Origin of the sequence: Flavobacterium sp., from assembly GCF_031363805.1 — a bacterium.
Taxonomy (GTDB): domain Bacteria; phylum Bacteroidota; class Bacteroidia; order Flavobacteriales; family Flavobacteriaceae; genus Flavobacterium.
Map to the genome: position 1 here is coordinate 1 of NZ_JANLVD010000072.1, position 18,735 is coordinate 18,735.

The window sequence follows — 18,735 nt, forward strand, 5'->3', positions numbered from 1 at the left end:
ATTTAAAATCTGAGAAAGATACAACAAAAGAAGAACTCAAACAAGCCAAAGAGGAAATGCTAAAAGCCAAAAAAGAAATGGAAGAAGCGCGGGCAGCACTCGAAAAAGCTAAATCTGAAATTAAAATGAGAAAAACATAAAACACTCTAAACCACTTTAAATAGTGGTTTTTTTATAGATTAAAGAATTTAAACTTCATAAATAGTTAAATAACTATAAAAATAGTTTTATAACTAAAAATATAGTTGTAAGTTTGTTTTGCGTTAAGGAATACAACACTACCAACTTATTTTTATAACTGTCTAGTGAACTTTTTTTGACTCTTTATTCATTAATTTGTGATCTTGAATTTGTAATTAGCTTTTTAACTTAAATAGTAAATATGAAAATAATAACATTAATACTTTTATTGCCTATTGTATCGTGGTGTCAGAAAAACAACTTTCAAGAAATTGAAAAATATATGGACGCACAAAACCAAGTTAATAAATTTGGAGGAACAGTAATCGTAATGAAAAATGACACTGTAATATTAAAAAAAGCATATGGTTATGCCGATTTAGAATGGAATGTTAAGAATACGTTTGACACAAAATTTGTATTAGCATCAATTTCTAAACACTTTACAGCAATCGCCATTATGCAATTGGTAGAAAAAAAGCAACTATCATTTAATGATAAATTAAATAAATTTTTTCCAAATTATCCACAAGGTGAAAAGGTAACTATACATATGTTATTGACACATACAGCTGGGCTTCCACTAGATTTTGAAGATTTATATTTAGATTCTACTATTATAACTAAAGATTCAGCGATAGCAAATATTAAAAATAAACCGTATCTTTTTAATCCAGGTACGAACTGCAAATACAGTAACATAGGCTATTTTTTGCTTTCACAAATTATTGAAAAAGCTTCTGGACAAACATATGAAGTATTTTTAAAACAAAATATATTCGACAAAGCAAAAATGAAAGATACTGGAGTTTGTAATAATGATTCAATAATAGGCAAAAAAGCAAAGATTTATTATCGAAATGGTAATAATTATGTCCACAATCCTTATATAAATTGGAACTTAAATACGGGTTTAGATGGAATTTACTCAACAATCGATGATTTATATAAATTAGATAGAGCCTTTTACGGAGAAACACTTCTTTCAAATTTGTCTAAGTCAATTATGACGACACAATACAATAAGATTTATCCAGACAATGGGTTTATTGATTCTTACGGATATGGAATTTTTATTAATCCTTATTACAATCACAATCATTATTTACTAACTCATAGCGGCGGTTTTATTGGAACAATGACAACATATGATAGTTATCCAAAAGATAATATTTTCATTGCCGTCTTATCCAATAATGAATCGGAATCTCATATGATAAGCTATGGTTTAGCAGGAATATTATTCGGAATACCAGTTGAATTGCCCTATTTACATAAAGAAATATTTATAAATAAAAATACTCTAAGTAAATTTGCAGGAAAGTATGGGAATTTGGAAGTAATAAATAAAGATAACAAATTATATCTGAATACTGAAGATAATGAACTTTTAGCCGAAAGTAGTACTAAATTTTTTAGCAACAACAAAAATGATCGAACTTTCGAATTTATTATTGACAAAAAAGGTATCGTAAAATCTATGATATTGACAAAAGGAGGAGTTAAGGAAATCAAAATAAGAAAAACATAAAACACTCTAAACCAACTTAAACATTGGTTTTTTTATATATTAAAAAATTTAAACTTAATAAATAGTTAAATAACTATAAAAATAGTTTTATAACTAAAAATATAGTTGTAAGTTTGTTTTGCGTTAAGGATTGTAGTGAAAATCCTTTTATAAATTGTCATCCTGAGCTTGTCGAAGGAGACAATTTATAAAAGATTGTAACGGAAAGCCTGACCAAAATGTAGAAAAATGAAGTGACGAAGGAACAAAATTTTACACATTTTGGGAACGCCCAAAAAAATAAAATATGCAAAAGTTAACCAACAAAGAAGAAGAAATTATGCAAATTTTATGGAAGCTGAAAAAGGCTTTTGTAAAAGAGGTTTTGGCTGAAATAGCCGATGAAAAGCCGCATTATAACACACTATCTACCATTATTAGGAATTTGGAAGAGAAAGGATTTGTATCCTACAATGCCTTTGGAAATACGCATCAGTATTTTCCAATTGTAAAAATGGAAGACTACAGAAAGCGTTTTATGAACACTGCAATTGAGAATTATTTTGACAGTTCCTATAAGAATATGGTGTCTTTTTTTGCGGAAGAAAATAAAATATCTGCAGAAGAGCTAAGAGAAATTTTAGCTATTATCGAGAAAAAATAGAAGCTTATGGAAACTATTTTCATTTATTTATTAAAATCTAGTGCTTTGGTGGCTGTTTTTTATTTTGCCTATACTTTTTTAGTCCAAAAAGAAACGTTTTTTAACAGCAATCGTTGGTTTTTATTATCAGGATTATTCACCTCAATATTGTTGCCCTTATTTTTTATTGAGAAAATAGTTTTTATTGATAAGCCCATCTATTCTCCAACCGACTTTGTATTTTCCCCAACAAATCAAATGCCAATAAATACTGTGGAATCATTCAATTGGTTGAATTTATTTTACATTGGCTATGGAATTTTGGTAATCGTCTTGATTTTGAAAATAATTTTAGAATTGGTTTCTTTATTCAAATTAATAAAAAACAAAGAAGTAAATGTAGTCAAACCTTTTGCTTTGATAGACATTAATGAAAACATAAATCCATTTTCATTTTTTAAATATATTGTATTCAATTCAAAAATGTATTCGAATAGTGAATTGCAAAATATTATATCGCACGAAAAAGTACACAGTCTCGAAAAACATTCTATAGATGTCTTGATTGCCAAAGTTTTTTGCGCCATTTTTTGGTTCAATCCGTTTGTTTGGTTGTACAAAAATGCTATAATCCAAAATTTAGAATATATTGCCGACCAAAAGGCAATTCAAAATACTGAAAATAAAAAAGCGTATCAAATGACGCTTTTAAAGGTAGTTTCTGATCAAAACTGCTTGTCGATTACCAACTCATTTTATCAATCATTAATCAAAAAACGAATTGTTATGTTAAACAAAAATCAATCAAAACAGAGAAACATTTGGAAGTATGCCGTTATTCTTCCTGCTTTGGTAGCATTTATTATTTTCTTTCAGGTAAAATTAATTGCGCAAGAAAAATCTGGTAGGCCTAATTATTATAATAAAAATCAATCGGAAATTGATCCTATTGTAATCAACAAAAACACATCGGACAATAAATTAAAAGAAATTGCTGAAACTGTAAAAACCGAAAGTGATGTTGACATTAAATTTAAAAATGTTAAGCGAAATAATAAGGAAGAAATTATTGCGATAAGCACTTATTTTAAAAATCAAAAAGGCACAAAAGGCAATCATATTATTGTAAGCGATGAACCTATAAAACCATTTTATATCAATATTCAAAAAGATAAAAAAGGGAGAATGTCTATCAATTTGGGCAATGATAACAGAATTGCGCTAAATGAAAATGAAGACAATTCGAATTCTGATTATGCTTATCAGGATAATAGTGATGATCAAGAAATGGCAAATCTACCAACTCCTCCTACACCTCCAACACCACCAAATGGACCTGACATGAGCAATATGCCAGCGCCACCAACACCACCAAATTTTCCAAAACATCCAAATGTAAAAGCGCCAACAGATCCTAACGATGAAAAAGGATGGCAAAAATTTGAGGCTGATATGGATAAATTTGCTAAAAGTTGGGAAAATGGACCAGATATGAAAAAATTTGAAGCCCAAATGAAAATATATGAAGCCCAAATGGAAAAATGGCAACCAGATATGACCAATTTCGAAAAAGAAATGGAAAAATTTGAAGTTAAAATGAAAGTTTATGAAGACAAAATGGAAGCTTATCATGAAACAATTGGTATTCAAGATGTAGACACAGAAACTGCCATTCAAGACAGTGAAACTGCCGCAAGGGATAGCCAAACAGCCATTCGAAATAGACACGATGCGATGAGAGATAGGATGAATGCAAGAAGAGATGCCATGAATGCAAAAAAAGAAAAATTAGAAGCCGAGAAAAGAAAAATTGATTCAGAAAAGTAAAAAAATAATTTTTAATTGGAAAGACCGTCAGATTTGATGGTCTTTTTTTACTTTTGTAAAAAATAAATCATGTACAAGATTTTAGCCAAAATTAATAAATTGCTTTTGCCCAGTTTTTCAAAACAGAGACTCGATTTGTCTAAAGCTAGTAAATGGCAGATGGTTATTATTGGTTACCGGGCTTTTGTGACTAAAAAAGCATTGGAAAATTAAATTTATAATTTCTGTAAAACTACTTGTAGATTTAACAATTATCATTATATTTGCACTCACAAAAAAGGCCACGTGGCGCAACTGAATAGCGCACTTGATTACGGCTCAAGAGGTTGCTGGTTTGAATCCAGCCGCGGTCACAAAAGTTCACCCAAAAGGTGGACTTTTTTGTTTAAATTTGTTTTTTTATTAAACTATGGCTGATTATATTTACGACAAAGAATACAACGAAATTACTTACTCACATTATGAAATAACACATAAAGAATATGAAAATTGTATTTTTAATCATTGTGTTTTTACAGTTTGCAATTTTGTGGGTGTCAATTTTGTCGATTGTACTTTTAATTTTTGCAATTTCAAGGAAGCGAAAATTGGTCACGTAGGTTTGCGAAATGTGATGTTTAACGATTGCGATTTTACATCTGTCAATTTTGCTATGACAGACCAAATTATTTATGAATTTAATTTCAAAAATTGCAAATTAGATTATGTTCAATTTTATGATTTGAAACTTCGCAACATGATTTTTACCAATTGTAGTATGGTTAGTGTCGATTTTATGCAATCTGATTTAACCGAAGCACTATTTGACAATTGCAATTTGCATTTAGCAGTTTTTACAGATGCTATTGCCAACAAAGCAGATTTTTATTCTAGTTATTTCTTCTCCATTGATCCTGAAAAAACAAAACTAAAAAAAGCTGTTTTCTCCCAAGAAGGTATAAAAGGCTTATTGGATAAATATGAAATTATCGTAAAATAAAAGCCAATAACTTTAAAATTATTGGCTTTAGAAATTGCAAAACGAGCAGTTATTTTTTCTTAGACTTTGCTTTCTTTTTAGCTTTGGCTTTTTTCTTATCTGCTTTTTTAGCTTTTAGTTTGGCTTTTTTCTTTTTTAGCTTCGCTTTGTCTTTTTTCTTTGATTTTTTTTCTGCTTTGGCTTTTTTCTCTTTCAATTCTTTTTTCTTTATTTCCATTTTGGTTTTTTTTAATTTTTCAATTGCTTTTTTAGGCAATTTTATTTCTTGAATTTCAAACTTTGCTATATTTAAAATTTCTTTAATTTCTGGTTCAATTTTAACTTTATCGACTACTACAGGAGCTATTTTATCTTTTGCAACTCTAGTCCGTGTTGTTAGAGTTTTTTTAATAGTCGTTGCTCTTGGAGCTGATACTCTTGTTCTTGAAACTACGGGCGTTGTCTTTTTAATTGTTCTAGTCGCAGTAATTTTTTTTACAGGTTCAACTTTGGTTTCTACAATAGGATCTTTTTTAACTTCTCCATTTGAATTATTTATCAATTCTTGTGGCTTCACTTCAACTTTTTCCATTTTTTAGCTATTATGTTAATTTACTGTAAAATTTAAGTTACAAAACTATTAAATAAAACAATACCACAATGTTAAGTTTTGCATTTAATGAAAAGCTTAACATTGGAAATAAAAAATCCAAAACTTAATTTGGATTAAAATTTATATTTTTTTAAATTTTCCAGAATCAACATCTCGCAAAAATTTGATTAGACCCGTGAAATAAATTTTTTGATCATCGTATTGCGACAAATGACTTCCGTTTGGACAGAATAAAAAGCGCCCGTTTTGGACTTCTTTGGACATCCATTCCATGTGTTTTGGATCCATAGTGTCATTTTTTGAACCAATGACTAAAGTAGGTACTGTTAATATTTTAAGTTTTGATTTGATATCCCAATTTTTAAGTGTTGCATCGCCCGTGATTCCAAATTCGCTTGGTCCTTGCATATGAATATATACGTTTGGATTAAGGTGTTTGAAGCATCTGTTTACTGCTTCTGGCCATTCATCTAGCGGTTTTCTGAGTATATGTTCTGTGTAATAATATTTAAAAAGCAGTTCGGAATATTTGGGATTGGTGTAATCTTTATTTTTTTCAAAAATTTTAATTTGATTAAAAACTTCTTTTGGTAGTTTTGGTCCTAACACTTCTTCGGCATATTTATTATATTCTGGTGCGCTTGCCATCATATTTGAAATGATAAGCCCTTTTAAATTTTGTTGATATTTGAGTGCATATTCCATGGCTAGAATTCCGCCCCAAGATTGACCCATTAAGTAAAAATTGTCTTTATTTAATCCTAGTGCTATTCGTACTTGTTCTACTTCTTCTACAAATCGTTCATTTGTCCAAAGTTTTTTGTCGTTTGGCTGGTCACTATAATAGGAGCCCAATTGGTCATAATATATATACTCAATACTTTGATTTGGAAAATAGCCATCAAAACATTCGTATAATTCATGTGTAACACCAGGACCGCCATGAAGTAAAAGTACTTTAATAGTAGGATTGTTGCCCACACGTTTTGTCCAGACTTTAAAATCTCCTATTGGTGTTTTTATAGGAATCATTTTTATGCCACCAGTATATTGATCATCTCGTTTGGAAAAATCAAGATAGTTTTCTTTGGCTTTATTTTCTTCTTTTTTACATCCGTTTGATAAAAATGCAAACAATAGTAATAAGAAAAATATTTTGATTTTCATGGACTTATTTTTTAAGCAACATCGTAAATTTTATGAAATAAATTGATATATTTTTCCATTACTATTTTGCGTTTTAACTTCATTGTAGGTGTTAAATGGCCAGCAGGAATTGTCCAAAGATCAGGAGTGAGTTCAAAACGTTTTATTTTTTCCCAGTTGCCAAATTTTTCATTGACTTTATCTACTTCTTGTTGAATTCGTTCCACAACCTTTGGCTCGTTTATAATTTCTTCATTGGTTTTTCCAAGTGTTATATTGTGTAATTTTGCCCATTCTTTTATGAATTCAAATCCAGGTTGAATAAACGCAGCTGGCATTTTTTGACCATCACCAATGACCATAATTTGCTCTATAAATCGGGATTGTTTCATGGCATTTTCAAGTAGTTGAGGTGCAATGTATTTTCCGCCAGAGGTTTTGAACATTTCTTTCTTACGATCTGTAATTTTAAGAAACCCATCGCTATCTACTTCACCAATGTCACCAGTATGAAAATAGCCATCTACAATAACTTCATTTGTTTGTTTTTCATCTTTAAAATACCCCATCATAACATTTGGTCCTTTGCAAAGAATTTCGCCGTCGGCAGCAATTTTAACTTCTACATTATCAATTATTCTTCCAGCAGTTCCAATTTTGAAACCGCGATTGCGTTGGTCATTTACAGAAATCACTGGCGATGTTTCAGATAATCCGTAACCTTCCATAACAGGAATTTCAGCTGCTGCAAAAATTCTAGCCAATCGAGGTTGGAGCGCAGCACTTCCGTTTACAATTAAATCTAGTTTTCCACCCAAACCAGCTTTCCATTTACTAAAAATTAATTTTCGAGCTATTTTGAGTTGAAATTCATACCAAAAACCATTGGCTTCATCAGGTTCATATTTTAAACCCAAATTGACAGCCCAAAAGAAAAGTTTCTTCTTAATTCCAGTCAATTCAGATCCTTTGGAAATAATTTTTTCATATACCTTTTCTATCAAACGTGGTACACCGGTCATCACAGTTGGAGAAACTTCTTTGATATTTTCGCTAATTTTTTCTAAAGATTCTCCAAAATAAATTGAGCAACCTGTATATTGATAAATGTAAGTAACCATTCGTTCATAGATATGGCAGATAGGCAAAAAGCTCAAGGCACGACTTTTTCCACTTTCAAAAGGAATTCTATTGGATGAATCCAATACATTTGAAACAATATTATTATGCGAAAGCATAACTCCTTTTGGTTTGCCTGTAGTTCCAGAAGTGTATATTATAGTTGCTAAATCAAAAGGTTTTACATTGTTTTTCCTATCTTCAACTACATCATGGTTGCTTTTTTCTTCTCCTAAATTTAATAGTTCTTTCCAATTTTTGCAACCTTCAATGTCATTAAACGAATACACTTCTTTAAGATTGGTAACATTATGTCTTATTGAATTGAGTTTTCCAAGAACTTCTACATCGGAAACAAAACAGTAAGTTGCTTCGCAATGGTTTAGGATATATTCGTAATCATTTTCGGAAATAGTTGGATAAATAGGAACATTTTGAGCCCCAATTTGCAAAATTCCAACATCCATAATATGCCATTCGGTTCTATTATTCGAGGAAATAATTGCAATTTTATCATTTTTTTGGATTCCAATTCGCAATAAAGCTCTTGAAATGCAATTTGCTTTGTCAATATATTCTTGCGTAGATGTTTTAACCCAAACTCCATTTTGCTTGGTAACCAATGCATCATCAATATTGTATTTTTCAAGTTGATGGTAAGCAAAATCGAATAGGCGTGTAATCTTAGTCATTTATCTGGGGATTTAATTTTAATGCAAATTAGTAAAAATTACCTAAAATGACAACAATATTTATTTGAAGTCAATAGAAAGCGAGTTTACACAATAACGTTGACCAGTTTTGGTTGGACCATCATCAAAAATATGTCCTAAATGTCCACCACAATTTGCACAAACTATTTCTGTACGAATCATGCCATGTGTTGAATCCTTTATATATTTCACTTTTCCGGGAATGGATTCATCAAAAGAAGGCCATCCACAATGTGCGTCAAATTTGGAATTGCTTTCAAATAATGGTTCTTGACAAGCTGCACAAACATAGGTTCCGTTTTCATAATGCAAATTATATTCTCCAGAATGTGGATATTCCGTACCTTTTTCACGAAGAATATGAAATTTTTTATCTCCCAATTGTTCTTTCCATTCTGCCTCAGTTTTTTCGATTGGATATTTCATAATAATTATTTTTGAATAAAATTAATAGTTTTTTCAATGACTTCTTTATCACCTAAAATTTTTCTGTGACCTAGTCTTTTTGTGATAATCATTTCGCCATTGGGTAAATTTTTAAATATATTTTTTCCACAAAATATAGGTACTTCATAATCGTTTTCATCATGAATGACTAATGTTGGAATCATGACGCTTTTTGCAGCTTCACTAGCAGCATAAGTTTCTAATGATTCTCCGAATTTATTTTCAAAATAAACTTTCATTTTTTCAGCTACATTTTCATTAAAATGCATGCTTTTTACAAACTCTATCAGAACATCCTTTATTTTGTCGCCACTTCCTATAATGACTGCTTTTTTTATATTTAAACCTCTTTTTACAGCATTCATTAAAGTCATTCCTCCAAGTGAATGACCAATAGCCGCTTCAAATGGCCCAAACTGTTTTTCCATTTCAAATACTGATGCAATAAATTCTGGCATAATGGTAGTTTTTGATCCAGATTTTCCGTGGGCTGGAGCGTCAAAACTTATGGTCGAATATCCTAGTTTTAAAAGTTCATCTGCAAATTTTACCAGTTGTGTACCTCGACCTGACCAACCGTGAACCAATAGTATCTTTTTGTCGCCATTTCCATAATGATATATTGTAATTGATTTATTTATTTTTGGAACAAGCAATTTTTCTTGGCGAGAATTTACATCCATTTCCAATTCTCGCTTTGGCATTTTATGTTTTACAGGCGTTGTAAATAATTTGGATGCAAAAAGAGTTGTTAATTTTGGTGAAATAAATTGTGAAATTTTGGCTGCAAGTAAAATTGATTTAGGAATTTTCATTGATTGAATTTGATTTGTATGTTTTTTTTGTGATATACAATAAATTTAATGCAAGTTACTATTTTAATCTTTTTTTATTAAATTTAGAGTTCTTAAATAAATCTTAAAATGTTGAATCAAAAAAGAGTAATCATTGAAAATATCTTGCCTCAACTAGATAATGGGGCATTTTTTATAAAAAGAATTGTAGGTCAGAAAGTGATTGTAACTGCCGATATTATTTCTGATGGACACGATGTAATGGAAGCCATCGTTCAATTCAAACACGAAAAAGAAAAATGATGGTCGGAATTTAGAATGTTTTCTAAACCAAATGATGAGTTCGAAGCTTCGTTTAATATCGAAAAACAAGGATATTATTTCTATTTTGTAGAAAGCTGGATAGATTATGCGCTTAATTGGCAATATGGTATTGGCAAAAAGATTCAGGACAATCAGTTTGTAAAATCTGAACTTTTAGAAGGAATAGAATACATCAAACCATTGTCGATAAAACGTTTTATTCAGATGAAATTGTCTAGAATAAAAACCGATAAATCCGATGCCAAGATGATTTGTTTGTATGGGCAAGAGCGCGATTTACCAGCTTGGATTGGGTATACAAAAAACCAAATGGAATGTTTTCAAATGTTTCGAGTACTGGAAACCTATACTAAGCAAAGTACGGCTTATAAGAACAAGCTTCAAGCTCAGCAAACACTAGGAAACCCGAGTAAGTTGGTTGTAAAATCATTAGAAAGGAGTTTGAAAAACTTGCAAAAGGAATTCGAAATTATAGAAAAAGAATTGCTTGTATTAGTAAAAACAGATTACCAAGAAATACTGACCAAACTAGAAAGTATTCCCAATATTGGTCGCAAAACAGCGGTAATGGTAGTAGTTTTAACTGATGGTTTTACAAAGTTTGAAAGCGCAGCGCAATTGTGTTCCTTTTGTGGACTCACACCATCCATTAGGCAGTCTGGAACGAGTATTCATGGTCGATCAAGAATTAGCAAGGGCGTGAGCCCTTGCTAATAAAATTAATTAACCATTACACATTGCGTTTCCAACAGCCTGTGCGTTACAACCATCACAAGCGAAATAACCTGCAAGTACACCATTGCATCTCACTGAGTAATATGTCATTTTTACGGTTTCTTTTTTAGTTTCTTTTGCAACTGGTGCTGTTGTAAATGACAATAAAGTCATAAACCCTGTGGCTAATAAGCCGAACATTAATTTTTTCATAATAAATTTTGTATTCCCAGTGCATTATTGCTTAAAGGCTGCTGTTTATTGGATTAAATATTCCAGCCCGTGAACGATGGTTCACATTTATAGAAAAAATTCACATTGCTTAAAAAATATTTGCAACTATTTTTAAAAACGCTACAAATTTCTTCTCAACTTTGCTTATTTCCAACTTTCGAACGCTGAATTTTTGCACGATTGTTTCTTAAATCAGTGTTTGATGGGATATAACCTGCTCCGAATCCTGTGCAATTTAGAATTAATGTTTCAAAATTTGTTACATTTTTGCTGTGTCCGATTTCAGATGTTGAAGCTATAATATTTTATTTTTAGATTGTTAATTATGATAAAAATAATGATTTTTTGGAATTAAAAAATTATTTTGAAGAAATGTTTTATGAAAAAGAATACTGGTTTTGGGCGAAGCCCAAAACCAGTATTCTTTTTCCTTTTAAAATCTATATTTTACTGAACAAAGTAAATATCTTGGAACGAGATTGATACTTGATTTATTGTAGGTATAGTCGCTAATTGTTATATATGTGTATTCGTTTTCGTTGCGAATATTGTTAAATATTAATTTGTATGAAAAACGACTTTCGTTTGGTGTGTAATTTATAATTATGTTATTAAATGAATAATTTTGATTATTTAGATAGTAAAAAGAATTATTAAATTCTGCTAACCAAGTTTTGGAAATTGCGTAATTTATATTAATAAAAATATCTTCTGTAATATTTTTTGATTGAATATTGTTGAATGCAGATTCAATAAAATTATAAGTAAACCCACAATCAAAATTTATTGGAATTTTGAAATATGTTGTTGCTGAATATTTTAAAATATTTGTATAACTTTTTGCTTGTGTAAATTCAATTGAATTTACATTTATTGGTGTAGAATTCCACATTTGTGTTGTTTCTATTTTTGACGCTATTTTGAGTTTACGAATGTAATTGACAATACTAAAATTGAAATTATAGCTTTCGCCTCCATTTGTTTGTATGTAAGTTGCAAAATTGAAATCATTCGTTAATGTGCTTTCTGTATTGAATATAGAATGTGATTTTATATAAAACAAGTTTGTATTTATTGAAAATCTTTTTTCATCATTGTAAAAATAATATGTAAATGAAGAAACAGTGTTTTTCAAGGGTTTACTGTAAAATGTTCCTTTAGAGAAACTTCTGTAATCAATTAATTGATTATTTGAAGTTAGTTGATTGATTTCGGGTAAAGTATTGTTTTTTGAATAGGATAATGAAAAATTACCAAAACCTGTTTTTTTAATGTTTAATGATAAAGTTGGATTGATTAGAAAAATATTGTCTTGTGTGATTTGTCTATTGAAAATATTGTTTAGCAAACTAATGTTTGCTGTAAAATCTATTTTTCTTGAAAAATTATATTTAATAGCATTGTCAAAGGACATTTTTATTTGATCCAATTTTGTGTTATTTTCATAGTCTGTATTATTACTATTGTTGACTAAAAAAGTATTTTTAAATTGTTCTTGGTTTAATTCAAGTTGCAAACTATTTGCAATATCAACTTTTCTAAATTTTGAAATTAATTTAGTTTTACCACCAATGTAGAATAATTTGTTATTTGTTATCTGATTAACTATATTGTTAGTATTTGTATTTAAAAAAGTATTCAAAAATGGTGAAATAATTGCACTATTTTCGCTTATTTTATCATTACCAAAATAAATATAGTTATTTAAAATTTTATTTACGGAAAGTTGGTAAGTTTGGTTAAAATGATTGTAAAATGTATAATTTTCTGTTTTTGATGATTGATTGATTTGGTTGGAATTAAAAATTAAATTGTTGTTTAACTTGTTTGGGTTGTTTTTGAAAATAAATAAATTAGTAATGTAGTTTTTTTCGTTTGCATAATATTTTAATTCCAACTCTATGGATGCTAATATTTTATGATTGATATAAAAATTGTTTTCTGTGAATGATATTGGGTTGTTGTCAATGTTATATTTGGTTTCAGAATAAGAATTTTGATTTTGATTATCGTCTGCTACATAAACAACACCTCTTAATGAAAATTTTTGATTTAATTTTTTATTAAAACTCAACGAATTTAAAAATGCTTTATTAAAAGCACTTTGAGTTTTACTAAAAAATTGAACTTCATTATTGTTTATATTAAATAGGTTTTTTGCTTTGTATTCAAATCTGTCGCTACTAAATGAATTTCGGTCAAGAACATTTGTATAAATTAAATCACTTGCTTTTTCACCAAGATTATTATAATCGAATAGATAAAAAAGTTTTATTTTCTTCTTTAATAAACCTAAATTTATGCTTTCTTTCCAACGGTTTTCAGAGATTATACCGCTACCAAGACTAATATTGCCAAACCAAATATTGGTTTTTCCTTTTTTTAGTTTTAGGTTTAATGCTACCTTATCAGAATTGTTAAGCTTTTTTAGAATAGGATTGTCTTCAAAATTATCAATTATTTGTACAGCATCTAATACTTTTGCATCAAGATTTTTTGATAAAAGTTTGTAGTTTTTATCAAACATATCCTCACCTTCAATTAATAGTTTATCAATTACTTTTCCGTGTGCTTTTATTGTACCGTCCTTTTGGACTTCAATTCCCGGAAGTTTTTTTAGAATATCTTCTACTGTTTGCTCGGTTTTGTTTCCGAAACTTGCTACTTTGATTGTTGTTGTATCTTGCTCAATTTTTATTTTTTTGTTTGCATCGATAACAACCTCTTGTAACGATTCTGTTTTTTCTTCTAAAATAAAGTTTTGAATTGAATTAGATTTTATATTGAAACTTTGTATTTTTTTAAGATAGCCTAGGCAAGATACTTCAATCGTTATTTTATCGGAACTTGGTTTATCAAATGAGATTGAATAATTTCCATCTTCATCGGAATAATTGTAGCCTAAATTATTTTCACTATTATCAATTATCGAAACAGAAGCACTTTGAACGCTTCTGTTTTGATTATCTTTTATTTTTCCTTTAATGTTTATTTGTTGTGCAAACAATGAAAAAGGAAGAAAAAGTATTAAAAATGTTGTTTTACTTTTAGAGTTATTCACATTCAATGAACATTTCATTTAATTTTGGTGTTATTACTTCTATTTGAGGAAATTGCTTTTTTAGTAGTTTACTTTTTTCAACAACTATTTCTTGTTCTTTTATTTGTAATCCTTTGAAATCTTCATAAGATAATACTTTAACTTTTGTTGGAATAAACATATATTTTACTTTCTCTTTGACTTTAGTCGGATATTCAACACTTTTAAAATACCAATACACTGATTTATTAGTATCGTAGGCTTCTAAAATTAATCCAGGTAATCCAGTTAATTTCCAAGGTCCATATGGTAGTGAAATTTCAGTTGCAAACCAAACTATATATTTTCTCCCTCTTAATGAAGTTGTTGCTTTTTTGCATAGAAAAGTTCCAATTTTTTTAGTTTCTTTCTCTATTTTCCAATTTATTTTTGGTGCAATTTCTTTTATATAAATTTGTTTACGATACAAAATATTAGACCACATAGTGTTTTTTTTAATATTGTAAACAACTTGATCGCCTTCCTTACTTGATTTCATTCCATTTTGGATTGAACCTCCACCATCTTCATTTTCATATATTTTTTGTTCATTCATTTTTTGAGCATTTTCTAAACTATCTTTAGCAGTAACATAGTAAGATTGATTCTTATCAAAAACTAAATATGCGTTATAATCTGGACCTTTAGCATTGCCAATATCAAACGCTTCAATAAACCCATATCTTATTATACCTTTTTGAGAAAAAACTATATTACTAAGTAGTAAAAATGCTATTATTTTATATTTCATTGTTTTTTTGATTTAAAATGTTATAAATAAGCAAGGGAGTGAGCCCTTGCTTATAAAATTAATTAGCCATTACACATTGCGTTTCCAACAGCCTGTGCGTCACAACCATCACAAGCGAAACCACCTGCAAGGACACCATTGCATCTCACTGAGTAATATCTCATTTTTACGGTTTCTTTTTTAGTTTCTTTTGCAACTGGAGCTGTTGTAAATGACGATAAAGTCATAAACCCTGTTGCTAATAAGCCGAACATTAATTTTTTCATAATAAATTTTGTATTCCCAGTGCATTATTGCTTAAAGGCTGCTGTATATTGGAATAAATATTCCAGCCCGTGAACGATGGTTCAGATTTATAGAAGAAATTCACATTGCTTAAAAAATATTTGCAACTATTTTTAAAAACGCTATAAATTTCTTCTCAACTTTGCTTATTTCCAACTTTCGAACGCTGAATTTTTGCACGATTGTTTCTCAAAAGTTATCACACAACTCCTAAATATTCGCAACCCTATACATTGCAAATTACCTAAAATCTTGATTTTAAATTTTTAACTCCAATAACACAAAAAAACGAATTGCGTATATTTCTGTTGTCAGTTTGGTTTTGAAACTGGTTTTCAAAAATAGGCAAAATAGTTTATAAATAATCTATGCACTACAAATTTTCCGTCTGCACAATCATACTCCAATCATTAGCGCATAATTGAATTCTGTTCCCATATATATATTGAGAAACCTCAAAATACCATACACAGTAAACCAACAAATCTATTTTTAACTTAATATTCAAACCCACTTATTTAATTAAAACCATGGTCATTTTGATTTTTTCGATTCTGGAAACGCTGCGTTTAAGTTCAAAAGTATTCTTTTGGAACTGGAAGCGCTGCGTCTAAGGCAAAAAACACTCTTTTGGTACCTGACGCATTGCAGAAAAGGTATAAAACAATCTTTTGATGCCAACCGCGCTGCGTATTTGGCATAAAAAATTCTTTTGATGGCAAACGCACTGCATTTAACGCAAAAAGAACCTTTTTGATGCCATACGCGTTGATTTAACAACAAAATTTTATAATTTATTTATAGAAATGAGTTTACTCATCTAATGACTACTCCCTTCCAAAAAAAATCTTAAGCTGTCATGCAACCAAATGATTTATAAATGAACTGGTTTAAACCTTTATTTTGTTAAATTTTATATGCTCCAAACCATTTCTATATAGTCCGAATCATTTCTTTGTGGTACAACTCATTTCTGTATGATACATCGTCATTTCTGTGTTATACAAATTCATTTCTCTGTGTTACAAACCCATTTTTTTGCCGTACATATTTGTTTTTTTAGGAGATGACACTATTAAAATAAATTTAAAAGGATTGCCGTTTAAAGTAAATAAAATTAAAATTGATAATGAGCAAGTTGCTTTTGAAGAAGTTTTTTTCGAAAATGATAATTTTTTGATTATTCAAAAAGATTTTACTGAATTGCACTTTATAGGATAGTAATTTCTTAAATTTGTAAATAAAATTTATAGTTATGAAAAAGATAGTTTCATTATATAGTGTTGCAATATTGTTGCTAATAGGCTCATGTTCTACCAATCCTTTTACTGGAAAAAAAACTTTGGCTTTGGTATCCAATGACCAATTGTTTCCAATGGCTTTCCAACAATATGGACAGTTTTTAACTGAAAATAAAGTTGTTGTTGGAACTGCTGAAGCAAAACGTGTAGAAAAAGTGGGTATGAAAATTAAAGCAGCCGCAGAAAGATGGTTAACAGCGAATGGACAAGCAGCCGTTTTGCAAGGTTACCAATGGGAATATAAACTGGTTGATAATAAAGAAGTAAATGCTTGGTGCATGCCAGGAGGAAAAATTGTGTTTTACACAGGGATTCTACCAATTACCAATGATGAAGCGACTATGGCAGCCGTAATGGGTCATGAGGTTGCGCACGCACTTGCCAGTCATGGTGCACAAAGAATGAGTGCTGGAATGCTACAACAAGCTGGTGCAGTGGCTGTTTCTGTAGGAACTCAAAACCAATCTGCCGAAAAACAGCAAATGTGGATGCAAGCTTTTGGATTGGGAAGTCAATTTGGGGTTATGTTGCCTTTTAGCCGTGACCATGAAAGCGAAGCAGATATGATTGGACTCACTTTAATGGCTGTTGCAGGTTATGATCCAAAAAATGCAGTAATAGTTTGGGAACGTATGTCAGCAAAAGGCGGACAATCACCACCAGAATTTATGAGTACACACCCATCAAACGAAACTCGTATTGCAAAAATAACATCACAAATTCCAGCGGCAAAAGCAGAAGCCGCAAAATTTGGTGTGGTTTTCAAATAGATAATATTAAATTAATATGAAGAAGCCATTTCAATTGAAGTGGCTTTTGTTTTTTAGTTATATTTGGGTTGTAAAAAAGCAATTTCAATGTCATCCTGAGCGCAGTCGAAGGAAGGAATAATAATCAAAAAAATAAATAAATGATAGCATTACGAAAAGGAGATAAAAAATTATTAAATGCCTGGGCATTTTACGATTGGGCAAATTCGGTATATACATTAGTCATTGTTTCCTCCATTTTTCCATTATTTTATGCCGGTTTATTTTCTGACGAAAATCTTGATATCGAAGTATTTGGAACAAAACTATCCAATACGGCTTTGATAAGTTTTATAACTGCATTTGCATTTTTTATTGTTGCCATAATTTCACCAATACTTTCAGGAATGGCAGATTATATTGGAAATAAAAAAAGATTTTTACAATTGTTTTGTCTTATAGGTTCATTTTCTTGTATTGGCTTGTATTGGTTTGATTTGAAACATATTTACATTGGATTACTATTTTATTTCTTTGGATTAATTGGATATTGGGGAAGTTTGGTTTTCTATAATTCGTATTTGCCAGATGTAGCATTCAAAGAGCAACAGGATAATTTGAGCGCAAAAGGTTATTCTATGGGATATATTGGCAGTGTTGCATTATTGATAATATGTTTATTTATCGTCATAGGAAAAGAAGGGCAAGAAGCCGTCGATGCTATGCGTTTATCGTTTGCTTTAACAGGAATTTGGTGGTTGGTTTTTAGTCAGTATACATTTTATTATTTACCAAAAGGAAACAAAAGCGAGCAAAAAGTAACTAGCAAAATTTTGTTCAATGGATTTCGCGAATTGGTGAAAGTTAAAAATCAATTATTTCAAAATATAAAATTAAAACGGTATCTCATAGCTTTTTTTGTATTCAGTATGGCAGTACAAACTGTGATTTTGGTAGCCACTTATTTTGGAGAAAAAGAAGTGCTTTGGGAATCTGATTCTCAAAAAAGAATGGGATTAATTGTTAGTATTTTAGTAATAAATTTGATTGCAGTTTTGGGCGCAGTTTTAACATCAAAAGCATCACGCAAATTTGGAAATATTCCAACATTAATATTTATAAACGGAATTTGGGTTGTAATATGTTTGTGTGCTTATTTTGTAACATTGCCCATTCATTTTTATATAACTGCTGGATTCGTTGGATTGGTTATGGGCGGCATTCAGGCTTTGGCACGTTCTACTTATTCAAAATTTCTACCCGAAACAGAAGATACAGCCTCCTTTTTTAGTTTTTACGATGTTACAGAAAAAATTGGAATTGTAATAGGAATGTCAATTTATGGAAT

The 18,735-nt window shown here is 29.8% G+C and carries 18 protein-coding genes, 1 tRNA gene and 1 pseudogene; 11 read left to right on the forward strand and 9 right to left on the reverse strand.

Going from position 1 to position 18,735, the window contains the following annotated elements; translation table 11 throughout:
* The first annotated feature begins 382 nt into the window (after window positions 1–382).
* The 6 genes from RMN92_RS04090 (at window position 383) to RMN92_RS04115 (ending at window position 5,139) form a co-directional block, all read left to right on the forward strand.
* Window positions 383–1,711, forward strand: coding sequence for a serine hydrolase (locus RMN92_RS04090; RefSeq protein WP_309608192.1), 1,329 nt, complete (start codon window positions 383–385; stop codon window positions 1,709–1,711).
* A gap of 286 nt (window positions 1,712–1,997) precedes the next feature.
* Complete coding sequence (locus tag RMN92_RS04095; RefSeq protein ID WP_309608193.1) at window positions 1,998–2,354, forward strand: BlaI/MecI/CopY family transcriptional regulator; 357 nt, start codon at window positions 1,998–2,000, stop codon at window positions 2,352–2,354.
* Between the two features lie 6 nt (window positions 2,355–2,360).
* Window positions 2,361–4,160, forward strand: coding sequence for a M56 family metallopeptidase (locus RMN92_RS04100; RefSeq protein WP_309608194.1), 1,800 nt, complete (start codon window positions 2,361–2,363; stop codon window positions 4,158–4,160).
* A 69-nt stretch (window positions 4,161–4,229) separates the two neighbouring features.
* Window positions 4,230–4,373 (forward strand): SsrA-binding protein, encoded by a 144-nt coding sequence (locus RMN92_RS04105; RefSeq protein ID WP_309608195.1) that lies wholly within the window; start codon window positions 4,230–4,232, stop codon window positions 4,371–4,373.
* 66 nt (window positions 4,374–4,439) lie between these two features.
* Window positions 4,440–4,513 (forward strand) — tRNA-Arg (locus tag RMN92_RS04110).
* Window positions 4,514–4,569: 56 nt separating this feature from the next.
* Window positions 4,570–5,139 (forward strand): pentapeptide repeat-containing protein, encoded by a 570-nt coding sequence (locus RMN92_RS04115; protein ID WP_309608196.1) that lies wholly within the window; start codon window positions 4,570–4,572, stop codon window positions 5,137–5,139.
* Window positions 5,140–5,188: 49 nt separating this feature from the next.
* Here RMN92_RS04115 and RMN92_RS04120 read toward each other — a convergent pair whose 3' ends face one another.
* The 5 genes from RMN92_RS04120 to RMN92_RS04140 form a co-directional block, all read right to left on the reverse strand.
* Window positions 5,189–5,710 (reverse strand): hypothetical protein, encoded by a 522-nt coding sequence (locus RMN92_RS04120; protein ID WP_309608197.1) that lies wholly within the window; start codon window positions 5,708–5,710, stop codon window positions 5,189–5,191.
* 141 nt (window positions 5,711–5,851) lie between these two features.
* Window positions 5,852–6,898 carry a proline iminopeptidase-family hydrolase gene (locus RMN92_RS04125; RefSeq protein WP_309608198.1) on the reverse strand — a complete coding sequence of 349 codons (1,047 nt, stop codon included), beginning with the start codon at window positions 6,896–6,898 and terminating at the stop codon, window positions 5,852–5,854.
* An 11-nt stretch (window positions 6,899–6,909) separates the two neighbouring features.
* Window positions 6,910–8,688 carry a long-chain fatty acid--CoA ligase gene (locus RMN92_RS04130; RefSeq protein ID WP_309608199.1) on the reverse strand — a complete coding sequence of 593 codons (1,779 nt, stop codon included), beginning with the start codon at window positions 8,686–8,688 and terminating at the stop codon, window positions 6,910–6,912.
* A 60-nt stretch (window positions 8,689–8,748) separates the two neighbouring features.
* On the reverse strand, window positions 8,749–9,135 hold the full coding sequence (gene msrB / locus RMN92_RS04135) for a peptide-methionine (R)-S-oxide reductase MsrB (protein ID WP_309608200.1): 387 nt from the start codon (window positions 9,133–9,135) through the stop codon (window positions 8,749–8,751).
* Window positions 9,136–9,140: 5 nt separating this feature from the next.
* Window positions 9,141–9,971, reverse strand: a complete 831-nt coding sequence (locus tag RMN92_RS04140) for an alpha/beta hydrolase (RefSeq protein WP_309608201.1) — start codon at window positions 9,969–9,971, stop codon at window positions 9,141–9,143.
* Window positions 9,972–10,079: 108 nt separating this feature from the next.
* On the opposite strand from RMN92_RS04140, the pseudogene RMN92_RS04145 reads away from it, so the two are divergent.
* Window positions 10,080–10,445: pseudogene (locus tag RMN92_RS04145) on the forward strand (maltotransferase domain-containing protein); the annotation flags it as partial.
* A gap of 153 nt (window positions 10,446–10,598) precedes the next feature.
* Entirely contained in the window at window positions 10,599–10,988 is a 390-nt protein-coding gene (locus RMN92_RS04150) for a transposase (protein ID WP_309608209.1), read from the forward strand.
* A gap of 9 nt (window positions 10,989–10,997) precedes the next feature.
* Here the strand turns inward: RMN92_RS04150 and RMN92_RS04155 are convergent, their stop codons facing one another.
* The 4 genes from RMN92_RS04155 to RMN92_RS04170 all read right to left on the reverse strand — a co-directional run bounded on the left by RMN92_RS04155 (window position 10,998) and on the right by RMN92_RS04170 (window position 15,306).
* The gene (locus RMN92_RS04155; RefSeq protein WP_309608202.1) at window positions 10,998–11,189 is read right to left on the reverse strand and encodes a hypothetical protein; all 192 of its coding nucleotides are present in this window, start codon (window positions 11,187–11,189) and stop codon (window positions 10,998–11,000) included.
* A gap of 466 nt (window positions 11,190–11,655) precedes the next feature.
* Window positions 11,656–14,301 (reverse strand): carboxypeptidase-like regulatory domain-containing protein, encoded by a 2,646-nt coding sequence (locus RMN92_RS04160; protein ID WP_309608203.1) that lies wholly within the window; start codon window positions 14,299–14,301, stop codon window positions 11,656–11,658.
* On the reverse strand, window positions 14,276–15,052 hold the full coding sequence (locus RMN92_RS04165) for a GLPGLI family protein (RefSeq protein ID WP_309608204.1): 777 nt from the start codon (window positions 15,050–15,052) through the stop codon (window positions 14,276–14,278). Before RMN92_RS04165 ends, RMN92_RS04160 begins: the two co-directional genes overlap by 26 nt.
* A 62-nt stretch (window positions 15,053–15,114) precedes the next feature.
* The gene (locus tag RMN92_RS04170) at window positions 15,115–15,306 is read right to left on the reverse strand and encodes a hypothetical protein (RefSeq protein WP_309608205.1); all 192 of its coding nucleotides are present in this window, start codon (window positions 15,304–15,306) and stop codon (window positions 15,115–15,117) included.
* 1,069 nt (window positions 15,307–16,375) lie between these two features.
* Between RMN92_RS04170 and RMN92_RS04175 the strand changes: the two genes are divergently transcribed.
* From RMN92_RS04175 to RMN92_RS04185, 3 genes are all read left to right on the forward strand, one after another.
* Window positions 16,376–16,558: a hypothetical protein gene (locus tag RMN92_RS04175; RefSeq protein ID WP_309608206.1), complete on the forward strand. Its 183-nt coding sequence runs from the start codon at window positions 16,376–16,378 to the stop codon at window positions 16,556–16,558.
* Between the two features lie 34 nt (window positions 16,559–16,592).
* Entirely contained in the window at window positions 16,593–17,408 is an 816-nt protein-coding gene (locus RMN92_RS04180) for a M48 family metallopeptidase (RefSeq protein WP_309608207.1), read from the forward strand.
* A 140-nt stretch (window positions 17,409–17,548) separates the two neighbouring features.
* The coding region (locus RMN92_RS04185; protein WP_309608208.1) for an MFS transporter at window positions 17,549–18,735 on the forward strand (1,187 nt) is incomplete at its 3' end.